17 protein-coding genes are annotated in these 23,034 nt (G+C 41.5%); 1 reads left to right on the top strand and 16 read right to left on the bottom strand.

The window, feature by feature from the left end; genetic code table 11:
• Window positions 1-5: 5 nt before the first annotated feature.
• The 15 genes from ldtD to fruB form a co-directional block, all read right to left on the bottom strand.
• On the bottom strand, window positions 6-1,625 hold the full coding sequence (gene ldtD / locus HDEF_RS08230) for a L,D-transpeptidase (protein WP_234809387.1): 1,620 nt from the start codon (window positions 1,623-1,625) through the stop codon (window positions 6-8).
• Between the two features lie 36 nt (window positions 1,626-1,661).
• Entirely contained in the window at window positions 1,662-6,077 is a 4,416-nt protein-coding gene (mukB, locus tag HDEF_RS08225) for a chromosome partition protein MukB (protein WP_015874193.1), read from the bottom strand.
• Window positions 6,074-6,808 carry a chromosome partition protein MukE gene (gene mukE / locus HDEF_RS08220; protein ID WP_044612375.1) on the bottom strand — a complete coding sequence of 245 codons (735 nt, stop codon included), beginning with the start codon at window positions 6,806-6,808 and terminating at the stop codon, window positions 6,074-6,076. The genes mukB and mukE overlap by 4 nt, the downstream gene beginning before the upstream one ends.
• Complete coding sequence (mukF, locus tag HDEF_RS08215; protein WP_015874191.1) at window positions 6,789-8,117, bottom strand: chromosome partition protein MukF; 1,329 nt, start codon at window positions 8,115-8,117, stop codon at window positions 6,789-6,791. Before mukF ends, mukE begins: the two co-directional genes overlap by 20 nt.
• Before the next feature lie 11 nt (window positions 8,118-8,128).
• Window positions 8,129-8,452, bottom strand: a complete 324-nt coding sequence (locus HDEF_RS08210) for an integration host factor subunit alpha (RefSeq protein WP_015874190.1) — start codon at window positions 8,450-8,452, stop codon at window positions 8,129-8,131.
• Window positions 8,453-8,457: 5 nt separating this feature from the next.
• Window positions 8,458-10,857: a phenylalanine--tRNA ligase subunit beta gene (gene pheT, locus HDEF_RS08205; RefSeq protein ID WP_015874189.1), complete on the bottom strand. Its 2,400-nt coding sequence runs from the start codon at window positions 10,855-10,857 to the stop codon at window positions 8,458-8,460.
• A 14-nt stretch (window positions 10,858-10,871) separates the two neighbouring features.
• Window positions 10,872-11,855, bottom strand: coding sequence for a phenylalanine--tRNA ligase subunit alpha (gene pheS, locus HDEF_RS08200; RefSeq protein WP_015874187.1), 984 nt, complete (start codon window positions 11,853-11,855; stop codon window positions 10,872-10,874).
• A gap of 140 nt (window positions 11,856-11,995) precedes the next feature.
• Window positions 11,996-12,352 (bottom strand): 50S ribosomal protein L20, encoded by a 357-nt coding sequence (gene rplT / locus HDEF_RS08195; protein ID WP_015874186.1) that lies wholly within the window; start codon window positions 12,350-12,352, stop codon window positions 11,996-11,998.
• Window positions 12,353-12,391: 39 nt separating this feature from the next.
• Window positions 12,392-12,589, bottom strand: a complete 198-nt coding sequence (rpmI, locus tag HDEF_RS08190; RefSeq protein WP_015874185.1) for a 50S ribosomal protein L35 — start codon at window positions 12,587-12,589, stop codon at window positions 12,392-12,394.
• A 97-nt stretch (window positions 12,590-12,686) separates the two neighbouring features.
• Window positions 12,687-13,241, bottom strand: coding sequence for a translation initiation factor IF-3 (gene infC, locus HDEF_RS08185; protein ID WP_015874184.1), 555 nt, complete (start codon window positions 13,239-13,241; stop codon window positions 12,687-12,689).
• A 16-nt stretch (window positions 13,242-13,257) separates the two neighbouring features.
• On the bottom strand, window positions 13,258-15,174 hold the full coding sequence (thrS, locus tag HDEF_RS08180; RefSeq protein ID WP_015874183.1) for a threonine--tRNA ligase: 1,917 nt from the start codon (window positions 15,172-15,174) through the stop codon (window positions 13,258-13,260).
• 123 nt (window positions 15,175-15,297) lie between these two features.
• On the bottom strand, window positions 15,298-16,560 hold the full coding sequence (locus HDEF_RS08175; RefSeq protein WP_015874182.1) for a pyridoxal phosphate-dependent aminotransferase: 1,263 nt from the start codon (window positions 16,558-16,560) through the stop codon (window positions 15,298-15,300).
• 79 nt (window positions 16,561-16,639) lie between these two features.
• On the bottom strand, window positions 16,640-18,322 hold the full coding sequence (gene fruA, locus HDEF_RS08170) for a PTS fructose transporter subunit IIBC (RefSeq protein ID WP_015874181.1): 1,683 nt from the start codon (window positions 18,320-18,322) through the stop codon (window positions 16,640-16,642).
• 11 nt (window positions 18,323-18,333) lie between these two features.
• Window positions 18,334-19,269, bottom strand: coding sequence for a 1-phosphofructokinase (gene fruK / locus HDEF_RS08165; RefSeq protein WP_015874180.1), 936 nt, complete (start codon window positions 19,267-19,269; stop codon window positions 18,334-18,336).
• On the bottom strand, window positions 19,266-20,399 hold the full coding sequence (gene fruB / locus HDEF_RS08160; RefSeq protein WP_015874179.1) for a fused PTS fructose transporter subunit IIA/HPr protein: 1,134 nt from the start codon (window positions 20,397-20,399) through the stop codon (window positions 19,266-19,268). Before fruB ends, fruK begins: the two co-directional genes overlap by 4 nt.
• Window positions 20,400-20,628: 229 nt before the next feature.
• Between fruB and mtr the strand changes: the two genes are divergently transcribed.
• Window positions 20,629-21,867 carry a tryptophan permease gene (mtr, locus tag HDEF_RS08155; RefSeq protein ID WP_015874178.1) on the top strand — a complete coding sequence of 413 codons (1,239 nt, stop codon included), beginning with the start codon at window positions 20,629-20,631 and terminating at the stop codon, window positions 21,865-21,867.
• Between the two features lie 69 nt (window positions 21,868-21,936).
• Here the strand turns inward: mtr and degS are convergent, their stop codons facing one another.
• Entirely contained in the window at window positions 21,937-22,980 is a 1,044-nt protein-coding gene (gene degS, locus HDEF_RS08150; protein ID WP_015874177.1) for an outer membrane-stress sensor serine endopeptidase DegS, read from the bottom strand.
• Window positions 22,981-23,034: the final 54 nt, after the last annotated feature.

Here is a 23,034-nt window from a genome sequence, read left to right as displayed (position 1 = left end):
GAAACTTATAAAACACTTTGATCATAATGATAAATATCGGTACGAAATTGAGTGGCTCCGTCTTCTGAAACCCAAGCGGTGAGATAATACAACCAAACCGGAATACGCTTCCGCGTGTTCCGGTAGGTGCTTTTATTTTCTTTGAGAAAATTCAATATATCTGCGTCGGTTAAACCTGTCTTTTTAAGTAACAGGCGCGCCAGTTCAGAGGCTTTTTGTACACGCACACACCCTGAGCTGCCTGCCCGTCTGTATCGTTGAAACATCGCTTTATTAGGAGTGTCATGTAAAAAAATGGAATATCGATTCGGCATATTAAATTTATAATGCCCAAGAGGATTGTTGGGTCCTAAGGTTTGACGGAGATAATAGGGAAAATTTTCTATTGAAATATTTTCCCAGTCGATACTTTCGGGATCGATGACCTCCGCATTTTGGCTCCAACTGGAGAGTATGCGATAATTGTGCTCCTGGAGATAATCGATATTTTTGATGACTTGGGGCAGAATATCCTCTCTTGCCAGGGAATGAGGCACATTCCAATCAGGATTAATCACAATTTGATTGATCGCGCTTTGCATCACAGGGGTTTTTCTATCAGGACGACCCACTATCACTTTCGAAAATAACCGTATTTTTCCTTCTTCGTAGTAATTGAGTGAATAATCAGGGATATTGACTAAAATCCCTGTTTGGATATCAGCCGGAGTGAAACGCAATCTTTGCATGTTGAGCGCCAGTAATCTCGCCAGTATTTTGGGTGACACATTGAGCCAGTTTCTGGTCCTAATGCCAATGATACCATCAGCAGGTAAGCCTCGATTTTTTTGAAATTGTTTGATTGCCATGACGAGATCATGACTATAGACCTGTGAATCTACGTCTGTGAGTGACATATTGCCTATCCCCAAACGGTATAATATTTTTTTCACATTAGAGATATCTTTACTGCTGTACCCCTCTCTCAAATAAACACGTTCAGTCAATTTTGGCCAAGGGGAGTTATCCGAAAGTAATTTAAGTAATTCCGTCTGCATTTTACGATACTGAGGATGCTGTGGTGCTAATGAGTTCACATAATGATAGGTCTCGTTTTTATGAATGGCTTCTTGCCATGAGGTAATTTTATTTTCAGGGGCCCGCATGATCTGGTAGCCCTGTCTGTCTGAATTTAAAGGAGGTCTGTATAACCAAACTTTTTCTTCAGAAGTGAGGGAGGAGATAAAATACAAATACCCTAACATCGCATCAGATAAAATGATGTCACGCGCTATTCCTGTGATGTTGGGATCGGATAGATATTCCAGCCATGTTGAAAACTGCGGATTGATCTTTAATAGGGCCACTTCCAAAAGTTGTTGCTCAAAATCTTGGATAGCCAGCGGGTCTTGCCAGAGGGGTTCCCGCGCATTTTTTTCATAAAGCTCAGATAATGTTGATAAGGAATAGAGTTTGATTTGTTCAGGTAATTGGCTTAATAAAGCACGTTCACGTTCATCGATAGAATCGATGCCTTTAAAAGGATGATCCGCTGAGCTCGATTGAGGTGTCAACATTAAAATCACAGAGAAGCTATATAATGACCAACACAACAGCATTGACTGTAAGAGATTTTTTATACTCATCAATCTATTTTTATTTTTTCTGAAGAGTCAAAAGCATTAGGACAGTTCTCCGGCAAAACCTTTTAGACCAACGACATGAACGTGTTCGTTATTTTGAAAAATTTTTCTCACCAATTTATAGGTGGTGCCTTTTTCTGGGCTGATATTTTCTGGTGCCGCAATAATGAGCTGCATTTCTAAGCGCTCGCATAATTCAAATAAAGTAGCGATAGATTTGGCATCTAAACGTGCCGCTTCATCCAAAAACAAGAGGCGACAAGGTACCATATTTTTGCCTCTTAGACGTTGCGATTCTTCTTCCCAGCTTTGTACGACCATGACTAAAATCGACATTCCTGTGCCTATGGCTTCTCCCGTCGATAATGCTCCACTTTCAGCACGCTGCCAACCATCTGCACCACGATTAACCTCGACTTCAAGCGAGAGATAATTACGGTAATCGAGTAGTTCTTCACCCAATGCTTGAGGTAAACGTTGACCTATATCTATTTGTGGATTCAGTCTCTGGTACAATTTTGCCAAAGCTTCAGAAAACGTGAGTTTAGGGTTCCCAAATAAATCCTGATGTCTTTCTTCCTGCTCAGCAAGCGCGGTCAATAAACTAAAATGTGTTTTATGGAACTGAATATTTAAACGAACACTTTTGACCTGACCAAAAGAAACACTCTTTAAACCATGATTGAGCATATGGATGCGATTTTGTTCTCTTTGGATGGTTTTTCGAATCACATTCGCGACGCCTTTTGAGCTGATTGCTAATGTCTGTTGACGCAGGTTCAATTCTTCGGTCAAACGGGCGAGTTCAACTTCCATTTGTTCAATGGCTTCTAAAGGATCTGCTGTTTGAATAATATCTTGCCGAATACGAGCCTGTAAGTGTTCATAAACCGCAATATAAAATTGAATTTTTCGCTCAGGACGATGCGTGTCCTCTGATAACCGTAAGAGATCTCTGAGATGCTCATTATCTGAGACCGCTAATCTTAATGAGCCTAACGCTTTATCGGAGATTGATCGCAATTCGTCACTGTGCATATACGCCATTTCACGCTTATGTATTTTGGCTTCTATTTGGTTATCTTTGACCATTCTAATCACAGTAAACCCACTTTTTTTGCTTTGGTTCACCTGTGTCTTTATTTGACGGTAATCTCTCTGTAATGCCATGCATTTTTTTTTAAAATGATCCAATTGAATTTCAAAAAGAGCGAGCTGTTTTTCTAATTGACGACGAGCTAAACGATGAGCACTAAGGGCGGCATATCGTTGATCTCTATCAGCAGCGGCCCTGATTTCAGCATTAGAATCAACCTGTACGCCTAGAGCCTCTAATTCTTGTTCAAGCTCTTTTAGAATGTCTTGTTTGGCATCATAAGCACTTTTTAGGCTCGATAAAACTTGATGATATTGAATGTATTCAGACTGAGAATCTCGCAGTTTTTCGCGAGACTCCAGGCACGCCTGCTCGGCTTTCAACAAGCATTCACGTAATTGATCGTCCATAGAGGCATTTTTTATGCCTATCTCACTGGCCTTTTCGTAACTAAAGTGGGTGCGTCTTTGTATGACTTCTTTTAGGGAGAACAACTGTTGTTGAACCTGACTTTGCTTTTCTTGAGCCTGAAGATACTCTTTCTGTAAAAGCTCATTTTGTTGGGGATCTGTTTGTAAGATGGGCAGCAAAGGTTCTAACTGAGCTAAATGATCGCCATTTTGTTTGAGGTAGCGTTGAGCATACTCAGCTTTGGTCAGTTCTTCACGTGCGACCTGTATCAGCTCCTGTAAGGTGTTTTCCTTCAACAGCGGTAGCAAAGGCAGCAATTGACGCAAATCAGAAAGAGCGGTTTTAATCTGATCGATCTGTTGTTGTTGATCTTTGACTTTGTCATTCTGTGCGTGCAATACAGTGTCTATTTCTCGAGAACGGGCATTTAATAACTGTAATGCCTCTTCCGGATTTTCGTCAAAAGCCACCGATAAGTGGCGCCCAATAAACTGGTGACAAGCTTCATGGGTTCTTTGAATTTTTTGTACATCGAACGACAGCTTAGAGTAGGTTTGTGCCAAAAGATCATGTTCAACCTCTAATTCTTTGAGGCGATTTTCGCGCGCGGCACGACCAAAGACGGGGACTTTCGGATAACAGGAGTAACGCCATTGCCTCTGTGCCAATTTCACTAAAACAGCGTTTTTTTGCTCTTCAACAGAAAACGTACTTTCATCAAACGCATTAGGATCCCCTTCAATAAAATAGACATCTTCCGGAATATTCTGCAAATTTTGAAGTTTTTTTTGTATTGAGCAAAGCTCAGGGACAACAATGGCATTTCGTAATGGTCCGTAGAGAGCAGAAAAATAAGGCGCATCTTCTAGAGAGACATCTTCATAGATTTCTGAGAGCAGCACCCCTGAAACATGTTCTGCAAGAGCCTGTAATTGTGTGCTGTCTGCCCCATTATGATGTAATTGATGTATTTGATCGTTGATGGCTTGCTTTTGAGCAGCAATGTGATCGCGTTCAAAGCTGAGTTTTCGTTCATTTTCGACTTGATGTTGAATATATTCCATCATCTGCTGGCTGTTTTTTAAGGCTTCTCCGCTTTGATCTCTCAGATGATTCAGCGCGTCCTGCGCTTGGATCCAGATAGGAGCCTGTATTCTCAATTTTTTTATTTTTTCTTTAATTTGCTCTTGTTCCTGAGAAATCTGTATTCGTCGTTCAACCTCACTGCTCTTGTACTGGTTCAAGTCTAACAGGGTTTGATCCCATTCTGATTCCAGATCAGGGAAGTTTTCGACAGGATAGTTTTGTTTTTGACGCTGGCAAAATGCTTTGAACAGACGCTCCGCATTTTGTTGCTGCTCTAAACGCTGCTCGAGTTCAGATAAATGTCGTTTCAGAGAAGGCTGTGTTTGTGCCAGATGTTGATGATACGGCCAAGTTCGAAGAAGTTCACGTGCTTTTTGCCAAGCCTGTGAACGAGGCACGTTTTCTCCTGCCGCTTTTATGAGCAGCTGATAGGCTTGTTCAAACTGATTTTTAGCCGCTGCTGAAATCTGGACTTTTTGTTCGATTTCTAATAAAGCCAGCGTGGCCGCTTTTTCTTTGTCCTGAAAAATGGCCAGATACTTCTCTAAATTATCGATATGGATATCGGATTGGCATAAAGTTTGAGCCCGTGCCAAAGCTTCTTGTGCCTGTTGATATTGAATCGCACGTGTTTGTTGTAAGTCTAGAGCCTGTTGATGATCTGCCAACTGGCTTTTGAGACAGTCCACCTCTTTCTGCGCCGATTCAAATCGGGTTTCATTGCCAATTTTCTGAAGATGCGCCTCTTCGACGATGAAATTCTGCTCTTCGAGACGAGACGACAGCTCTTCAAGATCATCTTGATAACGGGCGATTTTTTGTTGTTGTTGGGCGGCTGTTTGTACCAGATTTAATCGATCATTGGCCGACTGGTATTCTGCTTCTAAAGCCGCTTCTAAATCACTTCCTCCCGTCCATTCTTGCATCATTTCTCGATAAAGATCCTGCTCTGAATGCCATTTTTTTAAACAAGATTGCTGATCTCGCCTCAGAATTAATGCATTTTCAATCAAGACACGACGCTGATTGACATGACGCATATAGTCTGCTGAAACATAAGAAGTGGCCTCAGAGATGAGATGCTTAAACAAATTTCTATCCGATTGAGTCACACGAATGGCAGACAATGTCATACGATTCTCTTTCAATGCAGACTCCATATCCTGGAATGCTTTACGCACTCCGATATTTTCTGGCAGAAGATAATCTCGCAATGAGCGCGTGATGGCAGTGGAAATTCCACCATAGAGAGAGGCTTCAATCAAACGGTAAAATTTGCTGCGATCAGCCGATGAGCGCATTCGTTTTGGAATAATCCCCATATCAAACATAAACGAATGATAATCCATGATGGACTGGAATTGTTTGAATTCGGCCCCTTCCTGCTTTTCAAGTCTAGATTTGAGTTCGATCAAAGAAATCACTCTTGCCTGACAATCACCGAGTCTTTCTGTCAATATTTCTGTCGGCTTGATGTCTTTGGATAATCCTTGAATACTAAAAGGCTTAATGTCGACTTTACGATCGCGTCCTGAGACTTGTTGTAAGCGCACCCCCACTAATAGACGTTGCTGTTTTGAGTTCGAGACATCCAAAATGCAATAACAGATTCCCGCTTTTAATTTCCCGTGCAAACCTTTATCTCTTGATCCTGTTGTTGCACCAGCTTCTGTGGTGTTACGAAAATGCAGTAACGTTAAATCGGGGATTAATGCAGTGACAAAGGCGGCCATGACAGTTGATTTCCCCGCGCCATTGCCTCCAGAAAGCGTGGTGACGAGTACATCCAAATCGAAGGTTTGTGCAAAAAAACCATTCCAGTTTATCAATGTCAGTGAATGAAATTTACCCCGTGCTGTCATTCTTCTTCATCCTTTGTCTGGGTTCTATGTTCATTCGGGGTTTCATCAGGGAGGTCATTAGGAGTGAAAACCTGCATTTTCTCGGGATTCAGAAGATCAACGGCTTCACCTTGTTGGATCAAACGTAACTGTGCTGCTGGGAGATCCTCGTCATGACGAATATCCGCGCCAAAACGAAAAACAGCCGCATTGATGACAAATTTTTGTTTGTCATTTTCGATAAAATACACCATACCGAGCCGCCTCAAACGGTTAAGAGAGGTTCTGACTCTTTCTTGTAATTTTTGTTTATCTAAATCGGAGCCAGTAGAGCGTTGGTTGATGCATTTGAACAGTTTTTTTTCATCAGAAAGGGTGATCAATTCTTCATAAAGCTCTTGCTCACTAAAGATGCCCTGATTGTTCAAACGCTCAGGACTGAGATACAGATAACATAAAATTTTACCCAGGATCATATCTAATTCTGACAGCACGGAGCGGGGGATCAGGGTACTGGAACGAGGCCGTAAATAAAAAAAACCTTCAGGTGCGCGAATTAATTCAACGTGATATCGACGATAAAATGTCTCTAATGGTTCTTGAAAATCCATCAAAAAACAGTGATTTTCTAATTCATCCATTCCTACATGTCTTCCTGAACGTAGTTGGCTGTCTAAATTCGGGAATAGGGGGTTTGACAAAGCCTGTGCCAGTTTCACTGGCATAATGTGTTCAATATTGATCGATGACATGTGCCTGCACTTGTGCTCCATAATCATTAATGGGCAACCATTGAGCTGATAATCCAGAAAAATCTTCTGAAGCCACGCCAAGTTGCAGGGCGAGATCAACCAGGATCCGAGCCACCTCAAAATGTTGAGAAACAGGATATTTTTTAAGATAATCCCGTAGTATTTGCCCTAAATGAAGGGGAATCGCTTTTTGCTGATACACCATCAAGGCCTCTTCAATGAGGCTGCTCAGCTGGCTTCGGATCAGATCACATCCTTCAAATTTGAGCTCCGAGGGAAGCTCTCCTATGGACTCTACATTAGAGAGGCTGGATGATTGTTCATCACGTATATCTAATAAACGCAGAGCATCAGAAAAGGTTAATGCCCAAGGATGATCAAAATATTTCTGTATCGAACGACGCAATCTTTGCGCAAAGACTCGATTTTTATCCATATCAATCGCAGTTCGAATAAATTTATGCACATGACGATCATAGCCAATCCACAAATCAATAGATTGTTGACCCCAACTGATGGTGCGATCTAGTTTGGCTTGCAAAGTAAAAATCAGTTTATCAATGTACTCTAATTCAGAGCGATCCATCACAGCAGATTGAATCCGTAACAAGTGTGTTTGAATCTGATCTCCCGCTGCCTCTAAAGTATCTTGTAACTCGCGCAGGGTGCTAGACGTTTCAGACAGCAGTACCTCACAGCTGGCAATCGCCGTACGCCAGTCTTGATGTAACAGGGCAGCTACCTCTTCTTTGACACTATTTTGCTGCTCGTCCATAGCTCGTTGGGTCATGTCAATATGATCAAACATGTCTGATACAGAGTATTTCAAAATAGCGAAAACATACTGACGCCAGTGAGCTTCTTCCTTTTCATTTTTTTCTGAAGCATTCGCTGCTTGCTCTATTTCTTTGGCCAGTACTGACAGTTGTATCGAAAGACGTAATGTTGAAAATTCTTTTTGACGAATATAATAATCCGTGATGCCAATACCCAAAAGGGTTAAGCGATAAATGGCATAATCTTCTGCCTGTTGAGTTGTAAAACGATTGAGTAAGCGCTGGTCGACCATATCATTAATGGCATTATTGGCACGAATCAACAGATTTTCATGAGCTTGTGCGACGTCTTTATTGGCCAGATAAAAAATGTCTATCAGCTCACCTTCGCTGATTTCTCCATCCAATCGCTCGATATTTAAAGTCGCAATCGCTACAAGAAAAGCCAAGCGATCAGGTGGCAACATAATGGCAAAATGATTTTGTCGTACCCAGCTGACCCGCTCAGGTATGCTTTGAGAAATTTCACTCATGCTCAACCAATCTATTGATTATTTTTTAACTTACTGCATTTTTCATTACCGTTCTCAATCAACGTTTTTAATTTTAGCCCTGCATGAAAAGTAACGACTCTGCGTTTTTTAATAAGAACATCTTCACCGGTTTTTGGATTACGGCCCGGGCGTGCTTTTTTATCTCTCAAATTAAAATTACCGAAACCAGAAAATTTAAGCTCAGAGCACTCCTCATCCCCTAGAATACAACGTATTTCTTCAAAAAATAATTCTAAAAGATCTTTACTCTCTTTCGGCTCTAAACCAAATTTTTCAGATACATCATCCAAAATATCAGCTTTAGTAATGGTCATGTTAATTACCTCAAGGATGCTTGAAATTTCTTTTTTAAAGCCGATACACATGTCGAAACGGTAGCAGCTATCTCATCTTCCTCTAGCGTACGCTCCGAATCTTGCAACACTAAACTGATAGCAAGACTTTTATAGCCCTTGCTTACCCCTTCACCTTGATAAAGGTCAAATAAGTTTATGTCAACTATCTGATTTACGCTAACTTTTCTACATTCTTTTAAGATTTCTTCCGCAGGGATCTTCTCATCAACAATGATCGCAATATCTCGGCGATTAGAAGGGAAACGCGAAATTTTTTTGACACATGGTGTCACAGAGTCTGTTAATTTTCTCCATTGTATTTCAAACACGAGGGGGCTCTCTTTGAGGGTTAACGCTTGAGCACATTTCGGATGGATGAGGCCCATCCATCCTATTTTTTCTTCGTTGAGATAGAGTGCGGCGCTTTGCCCTGGATGTAAAGCACAATGAGGTTCCGTTTTAAATTGAATCACAGGTAATTTTCCGCTCAGATCTAAAAGTGCTTCCAAATCCCCTTTCATATCGTAAAAATCGAGAGGCTGGCTTGAAAAATCCCAATGTTCGGGAAAACGCTGCCCCGTGATCATGCCTGAAAGCACGTGCTCCTGCTTAACTCCTAAAGGTTGAGAGCTATCCGGAATAAAACGTAACCCGCTTTCAAAAAGGCGCACAGTGGTTTGTTGGCGGTTTTGGTTGTAAACGACGGCACAAAGGAGGCCAGTTAAGAGCGACAATCGCATGACAGACATATCAGCAGAAATCGGATTGGGTAAAAAAAGGGCGTCTTCATCAGGATGCAAGAGCGATTGAATTTTAGGATCAACAAAACTGTAAGTGATGGCCTCTTGGTACCCTCTGTATGTTAACAATGTTTTAAATCGAGTGAGGGCGCATTCGTTTTGAGAAGATGACCCGATAGATAGCTCCGATTTTATGGGTGTCTCCGGAATACGGTGATACCCATAAATACGGGCGATTTCTTCTATCACATCTTCTTCGAGAGCGATATCAAAACGCCAACTAGGCGGCCTCAATTGCAAACGATAGGCCCCTTGCGTATGTTCTTTTTCCTGAATTTGAAAACCAAGATGCTGCAAAATATCCAGTGCCTGATCAAACTCAATCTGATACCCCAGTAAACGATCTAATTTTTTGCTGCGCAGGGTGATATGTTGTGTTTTAGAGAGCATGGCTGGGCTGCTGACATCAATAATTGGACCGACTTCGCCTCCACAAATCTCTATCAATAACTGAGTCGCACGCTCAATCGCTTTATATTGTAATTGAGGATCAACACCTCTTTCATAACGATGAGCCGCCTCTGTTTGCAACCCATACTGACGAGCCTGAGCCACAATCGCTGTCGGGCGAAAAAAGGCGGATTCCAAAAAAAGGTGTTCGGTTTTTTGAGTGATCCCAGAATTCTGACCGCCAAAAATCCCTGCTAATGCTAAGACCTTGGTGTGATCTGCAATCACCAGTGTTTTCGGATTCAGATGTAGGGCACGGCCATCAAGTAGAGTGAGTTCTTCCCCTTCTTTTGCCCAACGCACAATAATTTCGTGCTTGATTTTTTCTAAATCAAACGCATGGAGCGGTTGTCCAAGTTCTAAAAGTACGTAATTAGTGACATCTACCACGGGATCAATCGAACGTAAGCCACTACGCTCAAGTTTTTTTTGCATCCAGAACGGCGTTTTTGCTTTAACACAGATCCCTTTTATCACTCGTCCCAGATAACGAGGACAAGCCTCAGGGGCTTCTACCCTAATCCATCTTTTTTCCTGAATCTTTTCTGTGACCTTATTGATATTGGGTCCGAGCAAAGGTAAGCGGTTGATCGTGGCGATTTCACGTGCCACGCCTAAAATACTTAAACAATCAGCACGGTTAGGAGTCACATTGATTTGAAAAATATTGTCATCGAGATGCAGCCATTCGCGAAAATTCATTCCAATTGGCGCGTTCTCAGGCAACTCAATAATGCCCGTTTCATCTGATGGGATCCCAAGTTCATCAAAAGCACACAGCATGCCTTCAGAGAGTACGCCTCTGAGTTTTGTTTTTTTTATTTTGAAGGATCCGGGCAACACAGCGCCTATTGTGGCGATCGCGACCTTTAAGCCTTGCCGGCAATTTTGGGCACCACAGACAACATCGCATAATCTATCTTGTCCCAGATGAATTTTAGTGACTTTTAATTTGTCAGCATTCGGATGAGGATGGCATTCCAGCACATGACCAATCAGCACACCAGAAAAAGGAGGCGCGGCAGGTTCAACGGTTTCTACTTCCAAACCGGCCATGGTGAGTTGTTCGCTTAATATTTCTGTAGTGATTTCAGGCTGCACCCATTCCCGTAACCAAAATTCGCTGAATTTCATAAAAAATCAATGCCTTATTTAAACTGTTTAAGGAAACGGACATCGTTTTCAAAAAAAGCCCTTAAATCCGTCACACCGTAAGCTATCATGGCTAAACGTTCTATCCCCATTCCAAATGCAAAACCTGAATAATGTTCAGGATCAATATTCAGGTGGGTTAGTATATTCGGATGCACCATGCCACAGCCCAACACTTCAAGCCATTCGCCATTTTGGGTCATGACATCAACCTCTGCGGAAGGCTCAGTAAAGGGAAAATAAGAAGGACGAAAACGAGTCGGAAGCTCTTTTTGAAAAAAATACTGCAAAAAACACTGCAAGGTGTTTTTTAAATTCGCAAAACTGATGTCTGAATCGAGGATCAATCCTTCCATTTGATGAAACATGGGGGTGTGCGTTTGATCGTAATCATGACGATAAACGCGGCCAGGCGCGATGACTCTAAGGGGAGGGCCTTTTTTTTTCATGGTACGAATTTGGACACCAGAAGTCTGAGTTCTTAATAGCCGCTCGCTATCAAACCAAAAGGTATCCTGCTCTGTACGAGCCGGATGATGAGAAGGAATGTTGAGGGCATCAAAATTATGTTCGCTGTCTTCGATCTCTGGCCCTGATTCGACGGAAAATCCCCATTTTTTAAAAAAACATTCAATGCGTTGAATGGTCAGTGTCACGGGATGGAGCCCGCCATGTTGTAATCGGCGACCCGGCAATGAGACGTCAATGATTTCAGAAGACAAACGCCGCGCTAACAACTCAGATTGTAGTGTTTTTTTTCGAGTATCAAGCCATTGTTGTATTTGCTTTTTGGCTTGATTAATGACACGACCTGCGGCAGGCCTATCTTCAACGGACAACTGACTCAAAGAGGCCATATGAGTACTAAAATGTCCTTTTTTGCCGAAATAAGAGACTCGTATTAGATCCAATGCCTCCGTATTTTGAGCGTTTTTTATTTCTTTTTGAGCATTCGCCACAAAATCTGAAAGATCTGTCATTATTTTCTCTTGATGTTGAGAGTGTGAAGGAAGCAGGGCCCACAAATAGAAGGTTATTTAAAAAATGCCATTCATTTTAAAATGGCTCAACGGAAAAAGGGAGACCAGCTCCCTTTTTGAAACGATTTGTTGATCTCAATTTACAATAAAGCCTCTTTTGCTTTTTTGGCCAAGGCCGCGAAGCTGGGTTTATCAAAAACCGCAATATCCGCTAACATTTTACGATCAATGTCAATAAAGGCTTTCTTTAAACCATTGATCAAGCAGCTATAAGACAGACCGTGCTCACGAGCGGCTGCATTAATACGTGTGATCCAGAGTTGACGAAATTGACGCTTGCGTTGACGACGGTCACGGTAGGCATATTGCCCTGCTTTGGTGACCGCCTGAACAGCAACACGATATACACGAGAGCGTGCACCGTAGTAGCCTTTTGCCTGTTTTAATATTTTTTTGTGGCGTGCACGTGCAACCACTCCGCGTTTTACTCGAGCCATTGGCTTCTCCTAGTCTATATATTCAACATAAAAAATACGTTATGCGTAAGGCAAACAGGCTACGACTGAAGCGATATCATTTTGAGATACCAACCCTTTAGGACGTAACTGACGTTTACGTTTGGTGGATTTTTTAGTCAGAATATGACGAAGATACGCGTGCTTACGTTTGAAGCCACCGCTGGCTGTTTTTTTAAAGCGCTTCGCCGCTGCGCGCACTGTTTTAATCTTTGGCATTAATATCACTCACTTTTGATGACTTTGAGTCAATTGTTATGTTAACAGACAAGGCGAACAGGCTATGACCTCACAACCTGTCACTTCGATTTTAGCCCTACTGCTTTTTTTTTGGTGCAAGCACCATGCTGATTTGCCGGCCTTCAATTCTCGCAGGAAAAGATTCGACAAGAGCAATACTATTTTCAGATTCACATAAATCTCTACGAATACGTTCCAGCATGGCCATCCCAATTTGTTGATGTGCCATTTCGCGCCCACGAAAACGTAAAGTGATTTTTGCTTTATCTCCCTCTTCTAAAAAGCGAGTCAGGCTGCGTAATTTAACCTGATAGTCCCCTTCATCGGTGCCAGGACGAAACTTCACTTCCTTCACCTGAATGACACGTTGCTTTTTTTTCTGATCTTTGATTGATTTGCTTTTTTCATAAAGAAATTTGCCGTAATCCATAACGCGACAAACAGGCGGATCTGCGTTCGGACTGATTTCTACCAAGTCGACGCCGGCTTCTTCCGCTTTTTGTAGAGCAACAGCAATACTGACAATGCCAATTTGCTCTCCCTCTATGCCCGTTAAACGGACTTCTGTGACGCGAATCTCTTTATTAATACGATTAGGACGCGCTAATGGAACTCTTTTTCCGGGTTTAATACTTTTTTCCTCCAGGTTAATGAAGACAACGGCTACTGATTTCTTCCAGTAGCTTGTCTGCGAATACGTTAACAGAAAAAGATCCCAAATCTTTGCCACTATGAGTACGAACGGCAATCTGATTTGATTCAACCTCTTTATCACCACAAACCAATATATATGGAATTCTATATAAAGTATGCTGGCGGATTTTAAAGCCAATCTTCTCGTTTCTCAAGTCTACTTTTGCCCGAACGCCCAACTGTTGCAAGTTTTTTGCTACTTTTTTGACATAATCAGACTGTTTTTCCGTAATATTGATCAGCATCACCTGTACTGGCGCCAGCCAAACTGGAAAAAAACCGGCATACTCTTCTGTCAAGATCCCTATAAAACGTTCTATTGAACCGAGAATCGCACGATGAATCATCACAGGGACCTGACGTTCACTGTTTTCATCAATATAAAATGCATTGAGACGAACAGGTAATGAAAAATCGAGCTGAACCGTACCACACTGCCAGGCACGATCCAAACAATCATAGAGCGTAAACTCAATTTTTGGGCCATAAAAAGCGCCTTCTCCTGGCTGTAATTCAAAGGTTATTCCTTGCTCTTTTAACACAGACGCTAAATCTTCTTCTGCTTGCGTCCAGATTTCGTCTGAGCCAATCCGTTTTTCTGGACGGGTCGATAGCTTCACAGCGATCTTTTTAAAGCCAAAAGTCTGGTAGATATCATAAGTCATTTTGATGCAATTGCTGACTTCTTTGCGTACTTGTTTTTCTGTACAAAAAATATGCGCATCATCTTGCGTAAATCCTCTGACGCGCATTAAGCCGTGCAAGGCTCCCGAAGGTTCATTCCGATGACAACTGCCGAATTCGGCCATCCGCAACGGTAAATCACGATAGGATTTCAGGCCTTGCTTAAAGATTTCGAGATGTCCTGGGCAGTTCATAGGTTTGATGCAGTATTCTCGATTTTCAGACAAGGTAGTGAACATATTTTCGCTGTAATTTTCCCAATGCCCTGTTTTTTCCCAGAGCACGCGATCCATCATGAATGGGCCTTTCACTTCTTGATATTCGTACTCTTTTAGTTTTTCACGTATTAAAATTTCCAATTCACGAAAAACTATCCAACCGTTTTCATGCCAAAACACCATGCCTGGCGCTTCTTCCTGAAAATGATACAGATCCTGTGTCTTACCGATTTTTCGATGATCACGTTTGGTGGCTTCTTCTAATCTATTTAAATAAGCATCAAGTTGTTTTTTATCGCTCCAGGCTGTGCCGTAAACACGTTGCAATGTTTTGTTTTTGCTATCACCTCGCCAATAGGCACCAGAGGTTTTCTGTAATTTGAAGTAATGGCAAAAGCTCATATTGGGAACATGAGGGCCACGACACATGTCGATATATTCTTCATGAAAATACAAGTTTGGCTGATCGCTGCTATCAATATTTTCATCTAAAATGGCGATTTTGTAAGATTCACCTCGTTTAGAAAAAGTATCTCGCGCTTTTTGCCAGCTGACTTTTTTTTTGATCACTGTGTAATTTTTATGCGCCAGTTCGTGCATTCGTTTTTCTAAAAGCTCTAAATCTTCCTGCGTCAAAGGGCTTTCAATGTCTAAATCGTAATAAAAGCCATTTTCTATCACAGGGCCTATGGCCATTTTTGTCTCTGGCCAGAGTTGCTTTACCGCATGACCTAATAAATGAGCACAAGAATGGCGAATAATTTCGACCGCCTCGCCATCTGAAGGGGTGATAATTTGAAGTTTTCCATCGACACTGAGCAAATCACAGGCATCGATCAATTGATCATTAAAACGCCCCGCAATGCAGGATTTGGCTAAACGAGGATGAATGTCGAGAGCGACATCAAGCACAGAAAGCGATTGTTCATAATGACGTGTACTGCCATCAGGCAGGGTAATAACTGGCATTCTCGGTTCCTTAGTGAGAAAAAATAATAGACCTCGTTAAAAAACCACAACCGGGCTGTGATTGATTTATTGCGCGTTTTAGTAAACAGTTTTGCTGGGCTACAGTTTTGAAAAAAGTCTTATTTATTGACGATAAGAAGACAAAAATCGTTTTAGTTTTTTAATACCCTGAGCCAATTCATTAACGGCGGGCAAAATAACGATACGCACATGATCGGGCTCAGGCCAATGAAAAGCCCTTCCATGCACTAATAAGACTTTCTCTTGTAAAAGAAGATCTAACACCATTTTTTGGTCATCGTACAAATGAAACCGTTTTGTATCGAATTTGGGGAACATATAAAGTGCGCCAGCGGGTTTAGTACAAGATAATCCAGGAATTTCATTGATCAGATGCCACGCCATTTCTCTTTGTTCGTACAAACGGCCCTTGGGCTTAATCAATTCGTTAATGCTTTGATAGCCCCCTATGGCCGTCTGAATCGCATGTTGCATCGGCACATTGGCACACAAACGCATCGAGGCCAACATCTCCAAACCTTCAATATAGTCCTTTGCGTGTTTTTTAGGCCCATGTAATACCATCCAACCTTGTCGAAATCCTGCCACTCTGTAGGTTTTCGATAATCCGTTAAACGTCACTGTAAACAAATCAGGCGCTAAAGCCGCAATGGAATGATGCTGCGCGCCATCGTAAAGAATTTTGTCATAAATTTCATCTGCAAAAATGATAAAATTATGCTGACGGGCGATCTCTACAATCTCTGATAATAAAGCTTTGCTATATACTGATCCTGTTGGATTATTGGGATTAATAATGACAATCCCTTTCGTAGAAGACGTAATTTTACGACGAATATCGCACAGATCTGGAAACCAGTCAGCGCCTTCATCACAGAGATAATGAATCGCTTTTCCATTTGAAAGAGAAACCGCTGCCGTCCACAAGGGATAATCTGGTGCAGGGATCAACATTTCATCCCCAGTATTTAATAACGCCTGCATCGATTGAACAATCAGCTCTGAAACGCCATTCCCAATGTAGATGTCTTCTACTGTGAGATGGTGCATGTTTCGGGCTTGATAATGTTGCATGATGGCTTTACGAGCGGAATACAGCCCTTTCGAATCACAGTAACCTTGAGCCGCCGGCAAATTACGAATCACATCGACCAGAATTTCTTCGGGCGCATTGAAACCAAAAGGCGCTGGGTTGCCGATGTGGAGCTTTAAAACATGATGCCCTTCTTCTTCAAGACGTTTCGCTTCTTTTAAGACAGGGCCACGAATATCGTAACAAACCTCATCTAATTTATGAGATTTTTTAATATTAGAGCGCTTTTCTGAAAACGTTGAAGGTTCTTTATCTTTTTCTGTAGAAGGCATAATCAAAAATGTCTCTGTTAAAGATCGATGAAAACGATCCCAGTACTTTAAAAAATCACTCTTAAAAATTTTTTTAAAATTAAGACTCTGGAACCAGAGGCGCATTCGGCGATTTTAAAATAGCATAAAGTATTCCAGTCAATACTGTGCCGGCCAAAATAGCCACTAAATAAAGGATCGCAGGATGAATCGCACCTGGGATCATTAAAACAAATAATCCACCATGGGGTGCCATTAATTTTGCGCCAAACATCATCGAGAGCGCCCCTGTTAAAGCGCCTCCGGCGATACAGCAGGGCAATACTCTCATCGGATCTCTGGCTGCAAAGGGAATCGCACCTTCAGAAACAAAACACAAACCCAACACCAAAGCGGCTTTCCCTGCCTCTCGTTCGCTGGTTTCAAATTTATGCCTAGCCAGAAATGTCGCTAACCCCATCGCCAGTGGGGGCACCATCCCTGCGGACATAATCGCCGCCATCGGCGCATAAACCGAGGAACTTAAGAGAGCAACCCCAAAAGAATAAGCCGCTTTATTCACCGGTCCTCCCATGTCTGAACACATCATTCCTCCCAAAATCGCACCTAGCAGAACCGCATTAGCCGTTTCTATGGCTTCTAACCAGCTTGTCAGCGCTGCCATGATTTGAGCAACAGGTTCGCCGATCAGATAGATCATGATAAGACCAACAATAAGGCTGCTTATTAATGGGATGATAAGAATAGGTTTTAACGCGTTCATGCTAGAAGGGAGATATAATTTCGTGCTGATGATTTTTGAGACATAACCTGCAAGAAAACCGGCAATGATGCCCCCTAAAAATCCAGCGCCTGTACTGACCGCCAACATGCCCCCAATCAGTCCCGGTGTTAAACCGGGACGATCAGCAATAGAAAAAGCAATAAAACCGGCTAACACGGGCACCATCAAAGCAAAAGCAGAAGCGCCCCCGATTTGCATTAAGGCGGCGGCAAGTGTCCCTGGCGTTTCAAATGCTTTGATGCCAAATATAAAAGAAAGCGCGATACACAACCCACCAGCAACCACCATGGGAAGCATATAAGACACTCCGGTCAGCAAATGACCATATATACCCTGACCTTGATCTGTCCGGCTGTGAGATGGTTTTGCGTGCTGGGAAGGAGAATGATAAATCTCTGATGTGGCTAAAGCATGATCGAACTCTTGAGCGGTTTTTTTTAATGCTGAAGATGTGGAAGTACGGTACAACCGCTTTCCTTGAAATTTATCCAGATTGACTTCGATATCTGCAGCAACGATAACCAAATCAGCGGCTTCAATGTCTTCGGCCGTGAGAGTATTAGCGGCACCGACCGAACCTCTTGTTTCCACTTTGACCCAAAAATTTCGTTTGTGGGCTTCTGATTCAATCGCTTCTGCAGCCATAAAGGTATGAGCAACACCAGTAGGACAGGCTGTGATTGCAACAATACGTTTTGTTTGGTGAGAAAGGTCGGGGGTTTTTTCAGAGGCTTGATACATTTTTGCTTCAGATAGAGCCTGTTTTAAAAAAACGTCAGGATCATTTAGTGCTGATTCTAATGAGCCTGTAAATAATTTTTTATTTTCAAATACACCAAATTCGTCTCTAACTGCACCAACGGCAATAATCAACTCTGCATCGTCTGGCTTTTCTACAAAATGCAATTGTAATTTATCTGCGCTGGTTTTTAACATCCATTCAGCCAGATATTGGCTGGCTGGCCCGTAATGGCTGTCTATGATTAATAATGTTTTCATGATATCTCCAATTAACTCAAGGGTTGTAGATTGACTCGAGCCATCATGGCATCGAGCTTATCAATATCATCAATACCGACACCGCTTTGACTGACAGTGATACAGGATATGGCTGTGGCCAGACGTAAGCTATGTGCATAAGTTTTACCTGTAAGCAACCCATAAATTAAACCCGCAACCATCGAATCTCCAGCTCCTACGGTACTGACCACTTTACAGGCAGGAGCAGAGGCAAAATATCCTCCATCTTTATAAATCCAAATAGCGCCTTGATCCCCCAGAGACACGATGACATGTTCGATGCCTTCTTGATGCAATTTTTTGGCTGCTGCCACGACATCTGAAAAATGAGATAAATCAACGCCCGCCCATATTTTTAATTCAGAGAGATTCGGTTTTACAAGCCAGGGTAATACTTTTAAACCGATTTTTAATGCTTCCCCACTGCTGTCAAATACCAGACGAGGGCACTTTTCTTTAACTGCCTTTATCCATAGACTAAAATCATGAATATCAATCCCTATAGGTAAACTGCCACTCACCACGACGAGATTGACATTATTTAAGATATTCATTGAATGAGAATAAAAATCCTCCCAATTTTTGGAATTGATTTCAAAACCAGAAAAATTAAAATCCGTGCTGATGTTCTCTGCATCAGTTAATTTCATGTTAATACGTGTTCTACCTGGCACAGTGTGAAACTGTGCGGACATCCCTAATATTTTTGAAGAAAATCCTTCTTTATTTTCTTCCCCCAAAAAACCACTGACAGTGACTGGCATACCGAGGTCTCTGAGTACTTTAGCAACATTGATGCCTTTTCCTGCGGCATATAAGCCATGGGTTTGAATACGATTCACTTCGCCATATTCTATTTTTTTGCAGGAGCCCATCAAATCGTAAGCAGGGTTCAATGTAAAAGTAAGAATGTGATTTTTTTTCAAGCCAACGTCTCCCCTAAACCAGACGTAATCGCCTTGCCTATTTCCTTTAATGCCGTAGAAGCATCTTCACCCTGAGCAGTAAACTGTAAGCGATGACCTTGCTTACACCCTAATCCGACCACTTTCATTAAGCTGCAGGCATTCACTTTTTTACCTGTGCCATTTAGATTAGCAACGTTGATCTCACTGTTAAATTGTTTGATCAGATTCACCAGCAAGGTGGCAGGGCGTGTATGTAACCCATGTTTATTTTGGATCACAAACTCTGCACTGACCGTTTGAGTAGAGTCTATATAATCGCTTGTCAATAAAGATAGCAAAGTGCTGGCATCCGCTTTTAACAATAAGCCGGCTTTTTTTGTTAACAATAATTGGCCCAGGTAAGCTAAAATCCTTTTGGGTTTGTCGTCGGCTGCAGATACAGTCAGCAGCAAGCTCACCTCCTGATCATCATGTTTAAAAGGAGTTAATGGACGGCTTATCGCGATAGCACTGAGAAGGTTACCTTTTGGGGTATCACTTAACCAAATACCTTCTCCAAGATGGACGGGCGATTGAAGAATCACTTCACTGACAAAGTGTTCATCCACTGAGGAGATTTCTTTTAAACGACCCGCATTTAATGCTTTTAGTGTGGTCATATTTTCTGTGGGCACATCTAAAGCAATCAGCGAAATATCAAAGAAAAGATCAGGATTTTTTGTTTCTCCTATTAATAGCGATCTTAATTCTGTTGCTGACTTGGTTTGAGCTAATTTTTTAGCGACTGCATTGTCATTTAGTACGTAAGTTAGTTGTCTTAGTAAAGACAGATGCTCATCAGAATGAGCAGCAATCCCAATCACAATATAAGCAATGTGATCGACATCCCACTCAATTCCTTTGGGGAATTGAAATACTTGTATCCCTGTTTTTTTTATTAAAGCACGGCTTTCAGTTGTGCCATGTGGGATAGCGATTCCATTGCCAAGATAGGTTGAAATTTGTTCTTCGCGTTGGATCATATCTTTGACATAACTCTCGTCAACTTCTCCTGCTTGTGCTAATGCTTTTGCCACTTGTTTTATTGCTTCAATTTTGTTTGAAGCATGGCAATCCAAATGAATGTTTTCTATTGACAACTGGAACATAGACTCTCCCTACTCTGGAAGGTAAAAAATGACATCACTAGTAAAAGTATCAATTAATACAAGAGACCTTTATTTCAAAATCGACGAATAACTGGCTTGCCTTTACTACGGTTTTTCAAGTAAGTCTAACCTATTTTTTGATTTACAATGTTTATTTAAAGACACACTATTAAATAGTACAACGAAATAAAAACGAGATAATCAAAAACTGATTTTTCTGGAGCAAAGCATGTCCATCAATCCAATAAAAAAAATACCTTCCCTATTAGGGGGCAGTATGATTATTGCCGGCACTACAATCGGAGCAGGCATGTTTTCTATTCCTATTGTTACGGCGGGTGTCTGGTTCAATGGATCTGTCTTTTTGCTGATTTATACCTGGGCATGCATGCTCATTTCTGGTTTGATGATTCTAGAGGTGAATCTTCATTATTCTGTCGGGGCGAGTTTTTATCGCATGACAAAAGATCTATTAGGTCGAATATGGAGCTGCATCAACGGGCTTTCTATTGCTTTTGTTCTGTATATTCTGATTTACGCTTATATTTCTGCGGGCAGTTCCATTATTTTTAATACTTTTTCTGGGATCTTTAATGTTAGCCAATCTGCTGCAGGTATGTGTTTCTCTGTCGTCGTGGCTTTTATCGTGTGGTTATCGACTCGAATGGTCGATCGCTTAAGTACCTTTTTAATAGGGGCTATGGTGATTACCTTTATTCTCTCTGTTGGCCAGCTATTTTTTCGTGTAGAGACGGCTATACTCTTTCCTCAGAATATTGAGCCCACGCAATACCTGCCTTATGCACTGATCAGTTTACCCTATTTATTAAGTTCTTTCGGTTACCATGGCAATGTGCCTAGCCTGGTTAAGTATTATCATAAAAACAGCGATTGTGTCGTAAAAAGTCTCTTTTTTGGCACCTTGATGGCATTAATCATTTATTTAATTTGGCAATACGTCATACAGGGAAATATTCCGAGAGAATCTTTTAAACAGGTGATCACAGAAGGTGGGAATATCAGTAGTTTGCTCAAACAAATAGATAGCTTTTCTGATACCGATATCACTCGTCAATTATTAAATGCTTTTTCTTATATGGCGTTGGTGAGCTCATTTTTAGGCGTTTCTTTAGGTTTATTTGATTATATCTCTGATTTTTTCTCATTTTCTGATGACAGCTGGGGCCGCACGAAATCTGCTTTAGTGACATTTTTACCTCCTACCGTTGCTGCTTTCTTTTTTCCTGACGGATTTTTATATGCCATTGGTTTTGCTGGTTTGGCCGCTACTTTATGGGCAGTGATCATTCCGGCATTAATGGTCAGAGCCAGCCGTCTGCGTTTTAAGAAATCGGTTTACCAGGCGCCGGGGGGTAAAATAATGATTTATTTTATTATTTTTTTTGGTTTGATCAATGCTGTGTCACAGATTTTGTCATTAGCTGGCGTGTTACCAATCTATCAATAGCCCTTTTTCAAAGTCGGGCGGCCAAACGGTTTTTGGGTAAATTTGATCAAGCAGATAGATTAAATAGGCCTAATTATAGGGGTTTTCAATAATAGTGAGGTTTAACGTGATATTTTGACCATTACGTAGAACAACGATAGGGATCTGGCTACCAGGCGGGATTTCTGCTACTTGGTCCATGGTCTCAATAGTAGAATGGCTGCGTTTATTATTCACACTTAAAATAATATCGCCTTTCTGTACTCCGGATAGAGCAGCAGGCCCGTTGGGTGAAACATGATTGACTTTAATCCCACGGAAATGATTTTGGTTATCATCATCATGAAATAGAGGATAATCGCTCCCTGCGATACCAATATAACCACGAATAACACGCCCATTCAGGATCAACTTATGCATCACTTTGATGGCTAAAGCGGCTGGAATGGCAAATCCTATTCCTTCTGGTACTTGGCCATAGCTGTTGGCGGTATCAACAGATAACGTATTGATACCCACCAGCTCACCTAAGGTATTCACTAAGGCTCCCCCGGAATTACCCTGATTAATTGAGGCATCGGTTTGTAAAAAATTTTGACGCCCTGAGCCACTCAAACCCACACGACCTGTAGCGCTGATAATACCCTGGGTTATTGTTTGGCCTAAATTATAAGGATTGCCTATCGCCAGGACGACATCTCCAACATGAGTGATACGATTTTGATTCATTGGAATAACGTGAAGGTTGTCTGCATCAATTTTTAATACCGCCAAATCTGTTAAGCTATCTGAACCTACCAGCGAAGCTTCGTAAATTTGTCCGTTCTGTAAAGCCACAATAATTTTATCTGCATGATTAATCACATGTTTATTGGTAATAATATAACCCTTGGGACTCATAATAACACCAGAGCCCAGCTCAGGAGCCCGATTGATATTACTGTTATATACATTCACTACTGCCGGTGCGGCGGTCTGAACACTTTGTGCATAACTAATAGGGGTTTTATTGTCAGTAAAATTAAAAAAGGGGATTTTTTTAATAAAAGAGAAAGGAGACTTGGAGGTGAATATTAAAATAATCCCACCAATAACCACCCCTAAAATAGCAGAAGAGAGTAATTTTTTAAGCATATTGTTTTAAACATTGGTTAGATATCAAGAAAATTGAAGAACAAATCGGACAAT

The sequence above is a fragment of the Candidatus Hamiltonella defensa 5AT (Acyrthosiphon pisum) genome (assembly GCF_000021705.1).
GTDB classification, from domain to species: Bacteria; Pseudomonadota; Gammaproteobacteria; order Enterobacterales; family Enterobacteriaceae; genus Hamiltonella; species Hamiltonella defendens.
Note: the sequence above shows the minus strand (reverse complement) of the source record. Positions and strands in the feature narration are given on the sequence as shown.

Bases quoted from the DNA above. Each gene is read 5' to 3' on its own strand.
- ldtD (WP_234809387.1), bottom strand. From the start codon at position 1,625: ATGAGTATAAAAAATCTCTTACAGTCAATGCTGTTGTGTTGGTCATTA.
- mukB (WP_015874193.1), bottom strand. From the start codon at position 6,077: ATGACAGCACGGGGTAAATTTCATTCACTGACATTGATAAACTGGAAT.
- mukE (WP_044612375.1), bottom strand. From the start codon at position 6,808: ATGTCATCGATCAATATTGAACACATTATGCCAGTGAAACTGGCACAG.
- mukF (WP_015874191.1), bottom strand. From the start codon at position 8,117: ATGAGTGAAATTTCTCAAAGCATACCTGAGCGGGTCAGCTGGGTACGA.
- HDEF_RS08210 (WP_015874190.1), bottom strand. From the start codon at position 8,452: ATGACCATTACTAAAGCTGATATTTTGGATGATGTATCTGAAAAATTT.
- pheT (WP_015874189.1), bottom strand. From the start codon at position 10,857: ATGAAATTCAGCGAATTTTGGTTACGGGAATGGGTGCAGCCTGAAATC.
- pheS (WP_015874187.1), bottom strand. From the start codon at position 11,855: ATGACAGATCTTTCAGATTTTGTGGCGAATGCTCAAAAAGAAATAAAA.
- rplT (WP_015874186.1), bottom strand. From the start codon at position 12,352: ATGGCTCGAGTAAAACGCGGAGTGGTTGCACGTGCACGCCACAAAAAA.
- rpmI (WP_015874185.1), bottom strand. From the start codon at position 12,589: ATGCCAAAGATTAAAACAGTGCGCGCAGCGGCGAAGCGCTTTAAAAAA.
- thrS (WP_015874183.1), bottom strand. From the start codon at position 15,174: ATGCCAGTTATTACCCTGCCTGATGGCAGTACACGTCATTATGAACAA.
- HDEF_RS08175 (WP_015874182.1), bottom strand. From the start codon at position 16,560: ATGCCTTCTACAGAAAAAGATAAAGAACCTTCAACGTTTTCAGAAAAG.
- fruA (WP_015874181.1), bottom strand. From the start codon at position 18,322: ATGAAAACATTATTAATCATAGACAGCCATTACGGGCCAGCCAGCCAA.
- fruB (WP_015874179.1), bottom strand. From the start codon at position 20,399: ATGTTCCAGTTGTCAATAGAAAACATTCATTTGGATTGCCATGCTTCA.
- mtr (WP_015874178.1), top strand. From the start codon at position 20,629: ATGTCCATCAATCCAATAAAAAAAATACCTTCCCTATTAGGGGGCAGT.
- degS (WP_015874177.1), bottom strand. From the start codon at position 22,980: ATGCTTAAAAAATTACTCTCTTCTGCTATTTTAGGGGTGGTTATTGGT.